15 protein-coding genes are annotated in these 17,044 nt (G+C 61.0%); 6 read left to right on the top strand and 9 right to left on the bottom strand.

From position 1 onward, the window contains the following. The first annotated feature begins 141 nt into the window (after positions 1 to 141). The 5 genes from CXK91_RS04905 (at position 142) to CXK91_RS04885 (ending at position 3,664) form a co-directional block, all read left to right on the top strand. Positions 142 to 1,650, top strand: a complete 1,509-nt coding sequence (locus CXK91_RS04905; RefSeq protein WP_103455203.1) for an RNA polymerase factor sigma-54 — start codon at positions 142 to 144, stop codon at positions 1,648 to 1,650. A gap of 74 nt (positions 1,651 to 1,724) precedes the next feature. After that, positions 1,725 to 2,033, top strand: coding sequence for a ribosome hibernation-promoting factor, HPF/YfiA family (gene hpf, locus CXK91_RS04900; RefSeq protein ID WP_003281235.1), 309 nt, complete (start codon positions 1,725 to 1,727; stop codon positions 2,031 to 2,033). 6 nt (positions 2,034 to 2,039) lie between these two features. Then, positions 2,040 to 2,504 carry a PTS IIA-like nitrogen regulatory protein PtsN gene (ptsN, locus tag CXK91_RS04895; RefSeq protein ID WP_003281236.1) on the top strand — a complete coding sequence of 155 codons (465 nt, stop codon included), beginning with the start codon at positions 2,040 to 2,042 and terminating at the stop codon, positions 2,502 to 2,504. Positions 2,505 to 2,519: 15 nt separating this feature from the next. Further along, positions 2,520 to 3,377: an RNase adapter RapZ gene (gene rapZ, locus CXK91_RS04890; RefSeq protein ID WP_003281238.1), complete on the top strand. Its 858-nt coding sequence runs from the start codon at positions 2,520 to 2,522 to the stop codon at positions 3,375 to 3,377. Between the two features lie 14 nt (positions 3,378 to 3,391). Next, positions 3,392 to 3,664 (top strand): HPr family phosphocarrier protein, encoded by a 273-nt coding sequence (locus tag CXK91_RS04885; protein WP_003281240.1) that lies wholly within the window; start codon positions 3,392 to 3,394, stop codon positions 3,662 to 3,664. 52 nt (positions 3,665 to 3,716) lie between these two features. Here the strand turns inward: CXK91_RS04885 and pmbA are convergent, their stop codons facing one another. Continuing rightward, positions 3,717 to 5,063 carry a metalloprotease PmbA gene (pmbA, locus tag CXK91_RS04880; protein ID WP_103455202.1) on the bottom strand — a complete coding sequence of 449 codons (1,347 nt, stop codon included), beginning with the start codon at positions 5,061 to 5,063 and terminating at the stop codon, positions 3,717 to 3,719. A 112-nt stretch (positions 5,064 to 5,175) separates the two neighbouring features. Between pmbA and yjgA the strand changes: the two genes are divergently transcribed. Further along, entirely contained in the window at positions 5,176 to 5,697 is a 522-nt protein-coding gene (gene yjgA / locus CXK91_RS04875) for a ribosome biogenesis factor YjgA (protein ID WP_003281243.1), read from the top strand. 84 nt (positions 5,698 to 5,781) lie between these two features. On the opposite strand, the gene tldD is transcribed toward yjgA, so the two are convergent. The 8 genes from tldD to mreC all read right to left on the bottom strand — a co-directional run bounded on the left by tldD (position 5,782) and on the right by mreC (position 17,020). Beyond that, a complete protein-coding gene (tldD, locus tag CXK91_RS04870) occupies positions 5,782 to 7,224 on the bottom strand; it encodes a metalloprotease TldD (RefSeq protein WP_003281244.1) in 1,443 nt (480 codons plus the stop codon). 2 nt (positions 7,225 to 7,226) lie between these two features. Beyond that, positions 7,227 to 8,072, bottom strand: coding sequence for a carbon-nitrogen hydrolase family protein (locus CXK91_RS04865; RefSeq protein WP_103455201.1), 846 nt, complete (start codon positions 8,070 to 8,072; stop codon positions 7,227 to 7,229). A 44-nt stretch (positions 8,073 to 8,116) separates the two neighbouring features. Continuing rightward, positions 8,117 to 11,920 (bottom strand): YhdP family protein, encoded by a 3,804-nt coding sequence (locus tag CXK91_RS04860; RefSeq protein WP_103455200.1) that lies wholly within the window; start codon positions 11,918 to 11,920, stop codon positions 8,117 to 8,119. Positions 11,921 to 11,969: 49 nt separating this feature from the next. Next, positions 11,970 to 13,427, bottom strand: a complete 1,458-nt coding sequence (gene rng / locus CXK91_RS04855) for a ribonuclease G (RefSeq protein ID WP_003281248.1) — start codon at positions 13,425 to 13,427, stop codon at positions 11,970 to 11,972. Positions 13,428 to 13,513: 86 nt separating this feature from the next. After that, a complete protein-coding gene (locus CXK91_RS04850; protein WP_003281250.1) occupies positions 13,514 to 14,104 on the bottom strand; it encodes a Maf family protein in 591 nt (196 codons plus the stop codon). 98 nt (positions 14,105 to 14,202) lie between these two features. Next, on the bottom strand, positions 14,203 to 15,348 hold the full coding sequence (locus tag CXK91_RS04845) for a PEGA domain-containing protein (RefSeq protein WP_103455199.1): 1,146 nt from the start codon (positions 15,346 to 15,348) through the stop codon (positions 14,203 to 14,205). A 194-nt stretch (positions 15,349 to 15,542) separates the two neighbouring features. Beyond that, on the bottom strand, positions 15,543 to 16,031 hold the full coding sequence (gene mreD, locus CXK91_RS04840) for a rod shape-determining protein MreD (protein ID WP_003281254.1): 489 nt from the start codon (positions 16,029 to 16,031) through the stop codon (positions 15,543 to 15,545). Continuing rightward, a complete protein-coding gene (gene mreC, locus CXK91_RS04835; RefSeq protein WP_103455198.1) occupies positions 16,028 to 17,020 on the bottom strand; it encodes a rod shape-determining protein MreC in 993 nt (330 codons plus the stop codon). The genes mreD and mreC overlap by 4 nt, the downstream gene beginning before the upstream one ends. Positions 17,021 to 17,044 lie beyond the last annotated feature (24 nt).

Genomic DNA, 17,044 nt, shown 5'->3' with positions numbered 1-17,044 from the left:
TTTTTTTGCACGGCTCGGCAAATCGGCTCTAGGCAAAGGCTTCATCGGCAGGCATATAATTTGCTTTCTGTCGGCGCCTGGCGCGTCGCATGTCGGAATGGGCGCGGTTGCGCCGGCATTTAAGGTTCGAAGTCCTCTGCCATGAAACCATCGCTAGTCCTGAAGATGGGCCAGCAGCTGACGATGACACCGCAGCTGCAACAGGCCATACGGCTCCTCCAGTTATCCACCCTCGATCTGCAACAGGAGATCCAGGAGGCACTGGATTCCAATCCCATGCTCGAGCGGGAAGAAGACGGTGACGACTTCGACAACGCCGACCCCATGGCCGAAGCTGCCGAACGGCCGGGCGAATCCGGCGCTGAGAAAAGCAGCAGCCAGGAAAGCACCTACGAGGAACCCTCCCACAGCGCCGAGAGCCTTGAAGACGGCGACTGGGGCGAGCGCATTCCCAGCGAGCTGCCGGTAGACACTGCCTGGGAAGATATCTATCAGACCAGCGCCAGCAGCCTACCCAGCAACGATGACGACGAGTGGGACTTCACCAGCCGCACGTCGACTGGCATCAGCCTGCAAAGCCACCTGCTGTGGCAGCTCAACCTCGCGCCAATGAGCGATACCGACCGCCTGATCGCGGCCACCCTGATCGACTGCATCAACGATCAGGGCTATCTCGAAGAGACACTGCAGGAAATCGTCGACTCCTTCGACCCGGAGCTGGAAATCGAGCTCGACGAGGTCGAGGTCGTCTTGCGGCGCATTCAGCAGTTCGAACCAGCCGGCATCGGCGCGCGCGACCTGCGCGAGTGCCTGCTGCTGCAACTGCGTCAGCTCCCCGAGCGAACCGCCTGGTTGAGCGAGGCGCAGCGGCTGGTCAGTGATCATCTGGACATACTCGGCAGCCGTGACTACGGCCTGCTGATGCGCCGAATGAAGATCAAGGAAGACGAGCTGCGCCAGGTCATCGAGCTGATTCAGAGCCTGAACCCCCGCCCCGGCTCGCAGATCGAGGCGAGCGAACCGGAATACGTGGTGCCCGATGTGATCGTGCGCAAGCACAATGATCGTTGGCTAGTTGAGCTGAATCAGGAGGCGATGCCGAAACTACGCGTCAATGCGCAGTACGCCGGCTTCGTCAAACGCGCCGACTCCAGCGCCGACAACACCTTCATGCGCAACCAGCTGCAGGAAGCGCGCTGGTTCATCAAAAGCCTGCTCAGCCGCAACGAAACGCTGATGAAGGTCGCCACCCAGATCGTCGAGCACCAGCGCGCATTCCTCGAGCACGGCGACGAGGCGATGAAGCCGCTGGTGCTGCATGACATCGCCGAGGCGGTGGGTATGCACGAGTCGACCATTTCTCGCGTGACTACGCAGAAATACATGCACACGCCGCGCGGTATCTACGAACTCAAGTACTTCTTTTCCAGCCACGTCAGCACCGCCGAAGGTGGCGAGTGTTCATCTACTGCGATTCGCGCAATCATCAAGAAGCTGGTCGCCGCGGAAAACCAGAAAAAGCCGTTGAGCGACAGCAAGATCGCTGGTTTACTGGAAGCGCAGGGCATCCAGGTGGCCCGTCGTACCGTTGCAAAGTATCGGGAGTCACTCGGTATCGCACCGTCCAGCGAGCGCAAACGATTGCTGTGATCGGCCACTGGTCCAACTGTCCCGGCGGCAGGCCTACCAACCTGCTCTTCGCACTAGGCAAAGGAGATAGCAGTATGCAAGTCAAGATCAGCGGTGTTCATCTGGAAGTAACCGACGCCCTGCGTGACTACATCGAGGAGAAATTCGAGCGTCTTGCCCGTCATTTCGACCGCATCATCAGTGTCCAGGTGATTCTCCAGGTCGAGAAGCTCAAGCAGAAAGCCGAAGCAACCCTGCACGTCGCCGGCCGCGAAGTAGTGGCCATCGCCGAACACGAAGACATGTACGCTGCCATCGACCTGCTCGCCGACAAGCTTGATCGTCAGCTGATCAAGCACAAGGAAAAGCAGCTCGACCACACTCAGGGCGCCGTCACCCGCTGACTCACTATGATCCGACTCGAAAACATCCTGACCCCCGGACGTTCACTGGTGAACGTCCCGGGCGGTAGCAAGAAACGCGTCCTGGAGCAGATCGCCAAGGTGATCGCCCAGGACCTCATCGACCTCGATTCCCAGACCATCTTCGAAAGCCTGATTGCCCGCGAGAAGCTCGGTTCCACCGGCTTCGGCAACGGCATTGCCATCCCGCACTGCCGCATGGTCGGCTGCAACGCACCGCTGAGCGCCGTCCTGCGTCTGGAAACCCCGGTGGATTTCGATGCCATCGACGGCGCGCCGGTGGATTTGCTATTCGTGCTGCTGGTCCCAGAGGCAGCTACAGACGAGCACCTCGAACTGCTACGCCAGATCGCCAGCATGCTCGACCGCGAAGACGTACGCCAACGGCTGCGCCAGGCGACGAGCAATCAGCACCTCTACCAGGTAGTGGTTGACGTGCAGAATGGGGCTTAGCGCAATGGGCACCAGATGCGGCTGATCATCGTCAGTGGACGCTCGGGCTCAGGCAAAAGCACCGCGCTGAACGTGCTCGAGGACAATGGCTTCTATTGCATCGATAACCTGCCCGCCGGGTTGCTACCCGAGCTCGCCGAACGCGCCCTGCTGCATACCGAGTTATTGCACCCGCAGGTCGCCGTATCGATCGATGCGCGCAACCTTCCCAGCCAGCTGCAGCGATTCCCGGAACTACTCGCGGAGGTGCGTGCGAAGCACATCCTGTGCGACGTGCTTTATCTGGACGCCGACGACGAAACCTTGCTCAAGCGTTTTTCGGAAACCCGCCGGCGCCACCCGCTGACCAACGAGAACCGCTCTCTGGCCGAAGCGATCCATGACGAAGAGTTGTTGCTGGCGACGATCATCGATCATGCCGACTTGAAGATCGATACCACGCACCTGAACCTGTATCAGCTTCGCGACATGCTAAAGCTGCGCCTGCTCAACAAGCCCGAACCGGGCACAGCCTTTCTCATCGAGTCGTTCGGCTTCAAACGAGGCATGCCTGTGGACGCCGACCTGGTATTCGACGTGCGCTGTCTGCCGAATCCGTACTGGAAGGCCGAGCTGCGCGACTTCTCCGGGCTCGACCAGCCTGTCGTCGACTATCTGGCTGCTCAGCCTGACGTGGAGGAGATGTTTCAGGACATCCACGGCTATCTAAGCAAATGGTTGCCGCGCTTTGCCGCCAGCAACCGGGCCTACGTCACCATCGCCATCGGCTGCACCGGGGGCCATCATCGCTCGGTCTACCTGGCTGAACGCCTGGGTCAGGCGCTAAAAGAGCCGCTGAAGAACTTGCAGGTCCGCCACCGGGACCTCGCTTAGGAATACCTGCACCCATGCCCGCCCGCGAAGTCACCATCATCAATAAACTCGGCCTGCACGCCCGCGCAGCCGCCAAGTTCGTCGGTGTCGCCAATCAGTACCCGTGCACCATCCGCGTAGGTCGCTGCCCGGCGACGCTGGTGGACGGCAAGAGCATCATGGCCGTCATGATGCTGGCTGCGAGCAAAGGCAGCACGGTGCATCTACACACAGAAGGTGAGCAGGAAGACGATGCACTCAATGCATTGGTCGCGCTGATCGACGATTACTTCGAAGAAGGCGAGTAAGCACCTCACCACGCCGGCGCAGACCGTCTCCGGTCGCGCCGCGCGGTATGCGTCACTTGCCCGCGACCATCATCCGCTCGATCAGCACCGAGCCGGTACGCACGTTGCTGCGCGTCTCGATATCACAGCCGACAGCGACAATCTGGCGGAACATGTCGCGCAGGTTGCCGGCGATGGTCACCTCCTGCACCGGGAACTGGATTTCGCCGTTTTCTACCCAGTAGCCGCCAGCACCGCGGGAGTAATCACCAGTCACCAAATTCAACCCCTGCCCCATCAACTCGGTGACCAGCAACCCCCGCCCCATGCGACGAATCAGAGCAGCCTGATCCTCATCGCCATGGCTGACGTGCAGGTTGTGTACCCCCCCGGCATTGGCCGTACTCGGCATGCCCAACTTGCGCCCCGAATAGGTCGATAGCACATAGGACAGCAAACGGCCGTTCTCCACGAACGGCTTGGCATAGGTCGCCAGGCCGTCTCCGTCATAGCCAGCGCTACCAAGTGCACGAGGAATGTGCGGACGCTCGTCCAGGCTTAGCCATTCAGGAAATAGCGTCTGCCCAAGGGCGTCCTCCAGGTAGGAGGATTTACGGTATAGGTTGCCGCCGGATATGGCCGCAATGAAATGACCGAACAGGCCAGTCGCAAGCTCGGAGGCAAAAAGCACCGGCACGTCGCAGGTAGGTATCGGGCGTGCGCCCAAGCGCCGCACGGCACGTTCGGCCGCGCGGCGACCGATAGCCTGGGGATCAAGCAGCGCCTCACCGATTCGATTCACGTCATAGAAGTAATCGCGCTGCATCTGGCCATCGCTCTCGGCAATCATCACGCAACTCAAGCTATGCCGGCTGCTGCTGTAGCCACCGATGAATCCGTTGCTGTTGCCATAGGCGCGACAGCCTTGATGTGTATTGAGGCTGGTACCATCGGCATTACGGATACGCTGATCGACCTCGAAGGCGGCGCTTTCACAGCTAAGCGCCTGCTCGATCGCCTGCTCGGGCGTGATGGCCCAGGGGTGGTAGAGGTCCAGATCGGGCAGTTCGCGAGCCATCAGGGCCGCATCGGCAAGCCCCGCGAACTCGTCTTCTGAGGCGTGCTTGGCAATGGCCAGCGCCGCTGCCACGGTTTCACGTATGGCATCGTCGCCGCTGCCTGTCGTGCTCGCCGTTCCTTTGCTCTGACCGACATAGAGCGTGATGCCAAATCCCTGGTCGCGGTTGAACTCGACAGTCTCCACCTCGCCTTGGCGCACCGTGGTCGACAATCCCTGCTCCATGGAGACCGAAACCTCACTGGCGCTGGCGCCCTGCCGACGCGCTTCCTCGATGATGCGCTCGACCTTCTCGCGCAAACCGGGCAGCGCGTGCGGGCCGATGCCCTCTACTTCACTCATAAGCACTCCCAAACCACTGCAATCGAATCAAGTTGCAACCTGGCGCCGCTCCTCTGGAGCCTGCTGCCAGGGCTGCTGTTATCATGGCGGCATCTCCTAGTGGACCACCCCCATGTCTGAACACTCCGACGCCGAAGATTTCGACGAAAAAAGCAAAACCCAGGTCAAGCGCGAGCTGCATGCTCTACAGGAGCTCGGTGAGCGCCTGACCACGCTCAAGCCTGACCTGATTGCCCGCCTGCCGCTGAGCGATGCGCTGCAAAAAGCATTGGCCGACGCGCCGAAGCACAAGGCACACATCGCCCGCAAACGACACATCCAGTACATCGGCAAGCTGATGCGCGACCAGGATGTCGATGCCATCCTGGCGCTGGTCGATCAGCTCGACGCATCGACACGCCAGTACAACGAACGCTTCCACGCACTAGAACGCTGGCGCGACCGCCTCATCGGAGGCGACGACGCCACCCTCGAAGCTTTCGTTGCCGAATACTCCGAGACCGACCGCCAGCACCTACGCGGGCTGATCCGTCACGCCCAGCACGAGGCGGCACGTAACAAACCGCCAGCTGCGAGCCGCAAAATCTTCAAGTACATCCGCGAGCTGGACGAAGCCAAACGCGGACTGCGCTGACGCTAACGCCGCCACAAGCTACAAGAGTGAATAAGGATCCCCCTGCTTCCTCTTGGCGCTTGCGGCCTGGCGTCTGCCGATGCTTCAAGCACCCGTTCCGCCTACGGTAATCTCGTCGATCTTCAGCGTTGGCTGGCCAACACCAACCGGCACTGACTGCCCATCCTTGCCGCAGGTACCGACACCGCTATCCAGGGCGAGGTCGTTACCGACCATCGAGACCCGGTTCATCACCTCGGGCCCGTTACCGATCAGCGTCGCCCCTTTGACCGGCGCAGTGATCTTGCCATCCTCGATCAGATACGCCTCGCTGGTGGAAAACACGAACTTGCCGCTGGTGATATCGACCTGACCACCACCTAGGCTGGCGCAGTAGATGCCCTTTTTCACCGAACGAATGATTTCTTGCGGATCGCTTTCGCCGGCCAGCATGTAAGTGTTGGTCATGCGCGGCATCGGTAGATGCGCGTAAGACTCGCGGCGGCCGTTACCGGTCGGCGCGACGCCCATCAGCCGGGCGTTTAGCTTGTCTTGGATGTAACCCTTGAGAATGCCGTTCTCGATTAGCGTGGTGCATTGGGTCGGTGTGCCTTCGTCATCGACGCTGAGCGAGCCCCGTCGATCCGCCAGGGTGCCATCATCAACAATAGTGCAAAGCTTGGACGCCACTTGCTGGCCTATCTGTCCACTGTAAGCCGAGCTGCCCTTGCGATTGAAATCGCCTTCCAGGCCATGGCCAACTGCCTCGTGCAGCAATACACCGGACCAACCGGGGCCGAGCACCACAGGCAAGGAGCCTGCAGGCGCGGGGACCGCCTCGAGATTGACCAGCGCCTGGCGCAGCGCCTCGCGCGCATAGCCCATCGCCCGGTCTTCGCTGAGAAAGTGCTGATAGCCAGTACGACCACCGCCACCATGCCCGCCGCGCTCACGCCGACCGTTCTGCTCGACGATCACGCTGACGTTGAAGCGCACCAGCGGACGGATATCTGTCGCCATGCCGCCATCCATACCGGCAACCAGAATGTGTTCCCAGACGCCGGCCAGGCTCACAGTGACTTGTTTTATGCGAGGGTCCAACGCGCGCGTGGCAACGTCGATGCGCTTTAGCAGCTCGACCTTTTCGGCACGGGTTAACCCGTCGAGCGGATTATCCTGGCTATACAGCGGCGCGAACGCCGCTCTGGACAGCACCTTGACCTCGCCTTGCTGACCACTGCGCGCGATCGAGCGCGCAGCCTGGGCCGCCTGGCGCAACGCATCGGCAGTGATGGCATTGCTATAGGCGAAGCCGGTCTTCTCGCCGGACAGCGCGCGAACACCGACGCCCTGCTCCAGGTGGAAGCCACCTTCCTTGACGATGCCATCTTCCAGCACCCAGGACTCGGAGACCTGATCCTGAAAGTACAGGTCCGCCGCATCTACGCCGGGGCCAGCCAGTTCTCCCAGCAGGCCAGGTAGATCATCGATACCCAGGCCGCCGGGGGTCAGCAGTCGCTCGGTGACGGGTAACAACAGTTCACTCATATTCACTCCAAACGGTCCGTGACCAGGCACGGTACGGAAAATCGGCGGTGACGCTGCACCGGCATGCGCTGCCGGATGGCAGCCTGTTCGTCCGCATCTCGCAGTGCAACCAAGCTCGCTTCGCCGGTTGCCTGCTCACATAACAACCGACCCCATGGGTCCACGATAGACGAATGGCCGTAGGTGAGGCGACTGCCGGGATGCTCGCCGCCCTGTGCGGCGGCCAGGATATAGCATTGTGTCTCGATGGCACGGGCACGAATCAGGATCTCCCAATGCGCTTCACCGGTCACCGTGGTGAACGCCGACGGCACGCTGATCAACTCTGCACCCGCTGTGCGTAGCGCCGTATATAGCTCGGCGAAGCGCAGGTCATAGCACACGGTCAGACCGAGTCGACCGACCGGTGTGTCGGCTACAACCAATTGCTGCCCCGCCGCATAGTCATCGGACTCGCGGTAATGGGCGCGGCTGTCGGCTACGTCCGCATCGAACAGATGCAACTTGTCATAACGCGCGACCCGCTGCCCTTGATCATCGAACAGCAGCGAGCAGGCATTCGGCCTGCCCTGCGGATTGTCTTCGGGCGGTAACGGGATGGTGCCGGCGACTATCCATAACCTGAGGTCACGGGCAGTGCGTTTCAACCAAGGCAGAATCGGTCCCTCGCCTGTCGCCTCAGTGCGCCCGAGTAGCGCCGGATCTTTATGGCCAATTGCAGCAAAGTTTTCTGGCAGCACGGCCAACCGTGCGCCTGTCTCTGCGGCCTGCTCGAGCAGGTGCCGTGCACGGCGCAAGTTAAGTGCAACATCAGTCTGACTGACCATCTGGATCACGGCTAAGGACATGCAATCCCCACTGGTAAAAGGCAAGGTCCGAGGACAATCATGGATCAGTTGGGCTTCTCGAATGGCTTGTCGAAGCTGATCTTTGGCGACTGCCATGGGCCCTTGACGTCGTACTGCACGGTAGCGAAACGCGCTACTCGGTCGCCAAGCAGCTTATCCGCAATGAACAGCGCCCCACCGATGGCGGGTGCACCGACGATCAGGGCTGCCAGAGGCAGGTTGTTGCTGATTGGCAGTGTCACAAGCAACTTGGCGTCGACCTCGTCGCGCGCCATATCCAGCTTGCCATTGAGCTCCAGATTGCTGGACGGCCCGCTGACGGTAATCGGCTCACCTGTTATGAATACGCCAGCATTGCCCTTCAGGCTCCCATCCAGCCGGTCATAGCTGAAGCCCTTGCTGAACAGATCGGAAAAATCCAGCCGCAAGCGGCGCCCGATCGAATTGAAATTCAGCACGCCGAACACGCGCAGGGCCTGGCTGCTACCATCGATCTCGACGAACTGCCCCTTGCGCAACCGTGGCTGCATGCTGCCGGTATAGCGTGCCATGGCGAACGAGGCCGGCGAACCTGGCCACCGCCCATCCACGTCCAAGCGGAAGCTATCGCTGGTGACCGATGGTGCGAAGCCCCATGCAAGCAACACGTCCGCCAGGTTGCGGCCCTCCAGGCGGCCCTTGTACCAGGTTGAGCCGTCCTGCCAGCCGCCGTTGCCGCCGACCTTCAGCCCCTTGAGGTCGAGTGCAATATCGCGGAACTCCACACCCGCACTGGTTGGGCGTAGCTTTAACGCCCCTGCACCGAGAAGGTCGTCGCCCCGGAAGACTTGCCTGATAGCGATATCCATCGATGGCAGACTCTGCGGGTCCACATCGGCCAGTGGATCGACATGCGCAGATGGCGCTGCTTCGCCGGCCTTCGCAGCAGGCAAGCGCAGCAGCGCCAGATCCGCGACGATGGTAGCGCCTGCAGCGTCTGGCAGACGCACCGCACCATTGATGGTCGTACTGCGCAAGCCCAGTTCCCAGGCACCAGTGATGCGCTGCAGATTTACGCCCAGATCAGCAACGCGGGTGCCGAAACCATTGAAACGGTCGATATCGACTTGCACCTGGCGCAGTAAGGATCCAGTGGCCTGCTGTGGGTCGCCGCTGCCGTACCGGTCCAGCACTGCCTGCCAGGCTTTCCAGTCGAGTTCAGGCAGACGCCCCCTCACATACAATCCCGCACGCCCGGGAAGATTGGCCGCGCCGCCTCCAAGACGTAGCTCACCGCGCCCTTGCGCCATGGCCCCTGGAGGCGCCGCGAAAGCTAGAGCGGCAAGCTCACCGTGCCTGACGCCATAGCGCCGCTCCGTACCCTGCAGGGACATGCGCAATGTGGTGTCACGGCGTACGCTGGCCGCCTTGCCGAACGGTGCGGGCAGATCGATACGCAGCCCCTGTAACGAGGAGTCGATCTGCAGCTGACTGCTCTCACCCGCCAGATCCAGGCGCAGCTGATAGGGCAGCTCGCCGCTGGCAGGCAAAGGCTGCTCAGCCTCCAGCCACTCAACCAGGCGCTTTAGCCCCACGGCGCCGCGCGCTTCTATGCGTGAGGCCGGCTTGCCTGCCGACCCCGTCGCCACGGCCTTGCCTCTCACGGGACGGCCGAACAGGCGTCCCTGAATATCCTCTGCACTCAACCCTCGCGCAGTGTCGTAGCGAAATTTACCGCTGAGCCCTTCCAGATCGAGCAACGGCTCCAGGATCCGCAGCGATGCGCCGTCGCTGGAGAAATCCACTGCCACTCGCGGCGTGCCCTTGCCCAGCGGAATCTGTAGATCCAGCGCGCCCTGCAGACTCCCCTGCCCCTGCCAGCCGGCAAAGATTTCATCGGTGCCTATAGGCGCTTCCTGCAACAGCTTCAGCGCGTCGGCAAGGCTGCTAGAGACCTGCCCTTTCACCGCCAATATCGGCACCTTGTCGCTACCTGCACGGGGGATGTCCGCAGTCGCGTCATATACGCGGCTATCCAGAATCCGACCCTCGGCAAGTCGTACGCGAACGCCGCTGTCCTCAATCAAGACCTCGCCGCGCCCCTGCCGCAGCACCGGCCAGCCTGGCTGGAAGGCCAACTCGGCATCACGCACTTTGAAGTACAGGCTCAGGCTGCGCGCGCTGTCTGAAGCGTTCTTGTTCAGTGCTCCCTGGTACTGGAAGTAACCCTGTTCGACGGTACCGCCGCGAATCGCCTCTTTTAGCCAGGTAGTCAGCGCGGGGCTCAAAGCCGGCGAGCGTGTCGGCAGGTATTTTTCGGTGTAGCGTGCATCACCCTCGCTCAAGCCGACGCGCAGGTCCATATAGTCTTCTGCCGTCGGATCACGCGGCAGGCGGATCAGGAAATCCCCTGCGATCCGGCCTTCCTCGCCATCGACGCGCAGATAGGGCGCTGCCAAGGTGAAGGCCTGCTCGTCAAGCTTCCAGGTCAGGCGACCTGCACCGTGCCGATATTGCCAGGGCTCGGGATACAACGGCGCCAGCTGCAGGCTGAAATCCTTGCTGTCCAAGCGTAGTTCGCCACTGCCCAGATCGCCCTGAATGCTGCCACTGGCATTGCCTACCGCCGGAATCCAGTTGTGTGCCCCGAAGCTGATGCGATCCAGATTGGCCGCAAACTGCAGTTGCTGAGGCGATGCCATCTCGCGGTAGTAGTCCAACCGAAGATTGCGCACTGTTCCGCTGGGCCGCAGTGCCGCCAGCGCCTCGCCTGCTGCCGGCGGTAGCGGCGCAAGCGCACGAACGAGCGTGGCGATCGGCGCGACACCCAACCGGTCAGCCTGCAATTGCCAGTGTTGCCGGGCCTGATCCTGCTGCAACTGAATTCGCGCATCGCCCCAGCGCTCGCCATCAAGATCGAAGGCCAGCCCATCGAACAGCAATCGGTAGCCTTGCTCGGCATGATCGACGTACGCCTCGACTGCCAGATCCTCGACCTGTAAAGGGGCGCGATCGGCATAGGTCGCGCTTAACAGCGGAGCGTTCAAACGCAGCACGGCGCGCTCAAGCCGCTGTTTGCTCCAGCGCCCCCAAACCTCGCCGCCCATTTGCAACGTTTGCAAATGCCAGTCGGCCGTCAACCGTCGCGGCAACCATGCAGCCCAATCACTCTGCGGCAGACTGAGGTAAATCTGCGCCTCGGCCTGCTGCCAATGCCGCGGCTGCACACGGACCTGCATACGACCAGCCAACGGCTGTCCATCGGGTAGCACACTGCGCCCATCAAGCCTCAGTCGCTCGCCGTCAACGCGCAGATTCAGATTGGTGTAGCTCAGGGTCAGCGGCGTCTCAGCAAAGGGTTCCAAAGTGATCTGACTATCATGCAAAGCCAGCCCCCGCACCTGTTGCAGTGCGGCAAGAATCTTCTGCGGATCGGGCGGCGGTTGTTCGGCTCGCTCCGGCAGCCCCTTCACCCGCCATTTGCCTTCTGCGTCCTCGACCAGCGACAGATGCACACCGCCGAACTCGAGCGAGTCCAGCCGCAGCTCACGGGCCCAGAGGCTGGCGGCAAGATCGGGCTTGAGCGCGATCTGGTCCAGTCGCATTGCGCTATCGCCCTCACCGAGCAATACATCGTGCGCCAGCAGGCGCGGGGCAAAGCCCTGCCATTCGCCTTCGAGGCGGCCCAGAGTCACTGGCATATCGAGAGCCTGACGCGCCTTGTCCTCGACGTCTGCACGGTACTCGGCAACCAGAGGTACCAATTGCCGCCCTAGGCTGACGTACAACGCGGCTAAAATCAGCCCAAGCGCGCCCATCCAGAGCAACTGGCGCGACAGCGTAACGAGGAAGGCAGCGAGACGATTCATGTGGAGGCGCTCCGGTCATCCCGGCACTTGCGGCCTGGTCTACCTCTGTTCAGAGCAACACCACGTCGTACTGTTCCTGCGAGTACATGCTTTCCACCTGAAACTTGATCGAGCGACCGATGAAGGCCTCCAGATCCGCGACGTTGCCCGACTCCTCGTCCAGCAGACGATCGATCACTTTCTGGTTCGCCAGCACCCGATAGCCCTCAGCCTGATAAGCCCGGGCCTCGCGCAGGATTTCCCGGAAGATCTCGTAGCAAACGGTTTCCGGAGTCTTCAGTTTGCCCCGCCCCTGGCAGCACATGCACGGCTCGCACAGTATCTGTTCAAGGCTCTCGCGGGTGCGCTTGCGGGTCATCTGCACCAGACCGAGTTCGGTGATGCCGATGATATTGGTCTTGGCGTGATCGCGTTCGAGCTGCTTTTCCAGCGTGCGCAGGACCTGCCGACGGTGCTCTTCGTCTTCCATGTCGATGAAGTCGATGATGATGATACCGCCCAGATTGCGCAGCCTGAGCTGCCGGGCAATGGCGGTGGCCGACTCGAGGTTGGTCTTGAAAATGGTTTCTTCCAGCGTGCGGTGGCCGACGAAAGCACCGGTGTTGACGTCGATGGTGGTCATCGCCTCGGCCGGGTCGATGATCAGATACCCGCCCGACTTGAGCATGACCTTGCGATCAAGGGCCTTTTGAATCTCATCCTCGACGCCATAGAGATCGAAGATCGGGCGCTCGCCCGGATAGTGCTCCAGGCGATCGCCCAGCTCCGGCATGAGTTCGCCGACAAACTGCGTGACCTTCTGGAAATTCTCACGTGAATCGATGCGGATCTTCTCGATTCGTGGGTTGACCAGATCGCGCAAGGTGCGCATCGCCAACGACAAGTCTTCGTAGATTACCGTCGGCGCTGCGACAGTCTTTATCTGGCTCGCGATCTGTTCCCACAAACGGCGCAGATAGCGGATATCCATGAGAATTTCATCGCTACCAGCGCCCTCTGCCGCGGTACGCAGAATAAAACCACCGGCTTCCTGGATGCCTTCTGCCGCCACGCATTCGGCCACTACCTGCTTGAGTCGCTCGCGCTCGGCTTCATCCTCGATACGCAGGGAGATTCCGACATGGCTGGTGCGCGGCATGTAGACCAGGTAGCGCGACGGGATCGACAGCTGTGTAGTCAGCCGCGCGCCCTTGGTGCCGATGGGGTCTTTGGTGACTTGTACCACCAGGCTTTGCCCTTCATGCACCAGGGCGTTGATCGGCTCGACGGCATTGCCTTCGCGGGAAGAAATCTCCGAAGCATGGATAAACGCAGCGCGATCCAGCCCGATATCGACGAACGCCGCTTGCATACCGGGCAGCACCCTGACCACCTTGCCTTTGTAAATGTTGCCGACGATGCCGCGGCGCTGCGTACGCTCGACGTGCACCTCCTGCAGAACACCGTTCTCCACCACCGCCACCCGCGACTCCATGGGGGTGATGTTCATCAGGATTTCTTCGCTCATTATTGTTCTCGGCGGTGGCTTGATGTGCAGCGCTAGCTGATCGTTGGGGTCGATTCTAACCGGCAAGCGTGCCGAAGCCACAGGCTCTAGCGTGAGCCTTTGGTCCAACGCGGCAGGCCGAACGCGTCGACGAGCTGCGCTGTTTCACACAGCGGCAGGCCAACCACTGCCGAATAGCTGCCGTGTAACTGGCTGACGAACACCGCGCCCCAGCCCTGAATGGCGTAACCGCCCGCCTTGTCCTGCGGCTCGCCACTGTCCCAATAACGTTCTGCCTCGGCCTCTTCGATGGTGCGGAACGTCACTTCGCTGATGACCACGCGCACCTCGCACGCCGTCCGGCTAGCCAGCGCTACTGCAGTCATGACTCGATGCGTACGTCCGGACAAGGCAGCCAGCATGGCCAATCCATCTGCACGATCCACCGGCTTGCCAAGAATGCGCTGGTCCAGCACCACGCTGGTATCGGCGCCCAGCACATAACTGTCGCCCTCGCCTATGCCCGCCAGACCAGCAAGTGCCTTGTCCCGGGCAACGCGCTCGACGTATGCCTCAGGGGACTCGGTCGGCGACGGCGTCTCGTCGACTGATACGTCAAGCAGGGAAAAAGGGACGCCTATCTGCGCAAGCAGTTCGCGGCGACGGGGTGAAGCCGAGGCAAGAAACAATGCGCCCATGGCCGATCCTCAACGAAAAATAAACGACAGCGTCGCATATCCGGGCACGTCGAGGAAGGCACAAAGGTCGGGCGCGCAAGAGACGCCAGACCATAGGATCAGAACTTGAAGTTGAGCACCTGGTCACCCTTGAGCGACAGCGTACGCTTCTGCGTCACGCCACCGGAGGTGACCTGAATATCGTAAACGCCGCTATCGAGCACCAGCGACACCGGCGTTGCACCGTGCTCCTGGTCATTGATGCGGACCTGATCGTCGTACTTGTTGCTGCGCACGATCAGCGAATGCGTCTTGCTGTCGCATTGCTCATAGGGCACATCGAGAATCGCGCACGGCATCATCTTTTTCGCGGTGATGGTGGCTTCGACATTCATCTGCGCGTTTACGGTGCCATCCAGGCTCATGCTGGCCTGCGCGAAGTCTGTGCGGGTTCGGAAACGGTACCAAGCGGTATCCAGCGCAAGATCGGCAACCTGCTCACGAATATCCTCGGCCAGCTCGCGCTGGTAGTTGTCCAGCACCCATTGCGACATCTGCCCCTGACTACCGTGCTCGGCCAGACAAGCTGCAAGGCTCTTGCTGGCCGAGCAACGGAACGAGATGGCCTGCTCGAAGCGGATGGTCTTGTCCAACTTGCGGGCAATGGCCTGGATTTTCTTGCTGTTGCTCTCGCGAATCTCGGCAGCCAGTTGAGACTTGAGGCGCTCGACATCGCGAGCGGCGAGCGAGAACTTCAAGTGCTGACTACCCAAGTCCTTTTCCAGTACATCGACACGCTCGCTGACGGCTGCGGCGGCATCGGCGCTGCGCTTGTGCTCATCCAGCAGATCATCGAGTCGCTTGCGCTCGGCACTCTGTCCGAGAAAGTCGTCGACTTCCAGCCGAATCAGTTTCTTGGTGTTTGCAAGCTGTAACTCAATGGCAGCCAGCTCGCTCTTCTCAACACGCAATGCATCCTCAAGCTTGTGCTTCTCCAGAAGAATGGCATCGAGCTCAGCGATCTTGTTTGCCAGTTGTTCGGCGCGAGGCGAATCGACAGGCGCTTCTGCAGCCCCGGAAGTGGCGAGCGGGTCGGGAGACGATAATTTAGCCAGCCGAGGTGTTTGGGGAGCGCTATCAGCCTGTGAATAGGCACTACCGATGAGCAGCGTTACCAACAACGATCCGAGGGCGCCAGCAGCTACCACTGCCCGAGCACTACGAGAGCCTTGCGGCGTGGAAAAAATCGAGATGCCAGCTTCCATACTCATCGCCCGTGCTGTTGTGCTTATCGTTTTCTGAAACAGAAACCAGTAATGGCTGAAGGCCATGCTGGCAACATGATTTCAGAAACAGCTCGGAGCATCAAGGCGCAAGCCGTGCCGGGCCACACAAAACCACACTAGCGAAAAGGTCTTATAGACGAAATTTAGAGGGCGACACGCTGGCCGAAAAAAGCTCAGTAAACGGCGAATCGCTGGCGCAGCCCCTGCAGCGCAACGAATACCCATGGCCAAAGCAGGGCACTGACAGGAACCGGCACCAGAAAAAGCAGCGTCGGCGGCCGATTGCCGGTCAAGGTATTGAGCCAAAGCTGAACCAGCTGCGCGAGGCCGAGAATCACCAGCAGCACCATGCTCTGTTGCCACAATGGAAACATGCGCAGACGCTGCTGCAGGCTCAACACCAGGAAGGCAATCAGGATCAAAGGCAGAGCGCTCTGGCCGAACAACGTACCGGCAAGTACGTCCTGAGCGAGCCCGAAACAAAAGGCAGCGCCTAAGCCACCCCGATGCGGGAGCGAAAGGGACCAGAACGCAATGACCAAGCCCAGCCACAGCGGACGAGCGAGCTCCGCATTGCCGGGCATTGGCGCAACGCTGAGCAGCAAGGCAACCGTCAGGCTGAACCAGATAACCCAACCATTGTTCGAGCGACCGCTGATCATTGCACCACCTCCGAGGTCGGCGCTTGCGGCGCGACAGCGGGCGACTGACCCGCGTCATCGACTTCAGCCCCAGCAGGCGGCGTGGTCACGCCTGTGCCCTCTGAAGCAGCCTTCTGATCCGCATCGGCCTGCGCTTCTGCTGCTGCAGCCGCCCGCTCTTCCGGCGTCCGCGAGTCGCTGAACACCAACATCAGATAACGGCTGCGATTGAGCATGGCCGTCGGCACCGCGCGAACAATGGCAAACGGCTGCCCGGAGCCATGTACCACTTCGGTCACTTGAGCGACCGGATAACCGCTGGGGAAACGCTGACCGAGTCCGGAGCTGACCAGCAGGTCGCCGGCCTTGACGTCGGCGGTTTCAGCAACGTGGCGCAGCTCCAGATAATCCGGATTCCCGGTACCCACGGCGATCGCGCGCAGGCCATTACGCGTGACCTGGACCGGAATGCTATGGGTGACGTCGGTCAGCAGCAGCACGCGGGCAGCGTAAGGCAACACCTCGACCACCTGCCCCATCAAACCGCTGGCATCTAGCACCGGCTGCCCCATGAAAACGCCGTCCTTTTCGCCCTTATCGATCAGGATGCGATGGGTGAAAGGATTCGGATCCAGGCCGATCAGCTCAGAGACGATCACCTTATCGTCGACCAGAGCCGCCGAATTGAGCAGCTCGCGCAACCGTACGTTCTGCTCGGTAAGCATGGCGAGACGCTGTAAGCGGCGCTGCATCAAAAGCGCCTCGGCCTTTAGCTTCTCGTTTTCAGCCATCAAGCTGTTGCTGCTGGCGATCTGCTCGGTCGCCATTCTCCATATGCGCCCTGGCATCTCGCCCACCAAGTAGAAGGGGGTCAGCACCAGGCCCATCTGGCTGCGTACCGTCTTCAGCGCCTCGAAACGCGCATCCACCACCATCAGCACGACACAAAGCACGACGAACACCAACAGGCGAACACCGAGTAAAGGTCCTTTGGCAAATAGCGGCTTGATTGCAACGTCCTCACGACTGAAAGC

Origin of the sequence: Stutzerimonas stutzeri (genome assembly GCF_002909485.1) — a bacterium.
Taxonomy (GTDB): domain Bacteria; phylum Pseudomonadota; class Gammaproteobacteria; order Pseudomonadales; family Pseudomonadaceae; genus Stutzerimonas; species Stutzerimonas stutzeri_AH.
Note: the sequence above shows the minus strand (reverse complement) of the source record. Positions and strands in the feature narration are given on the sequence as shown.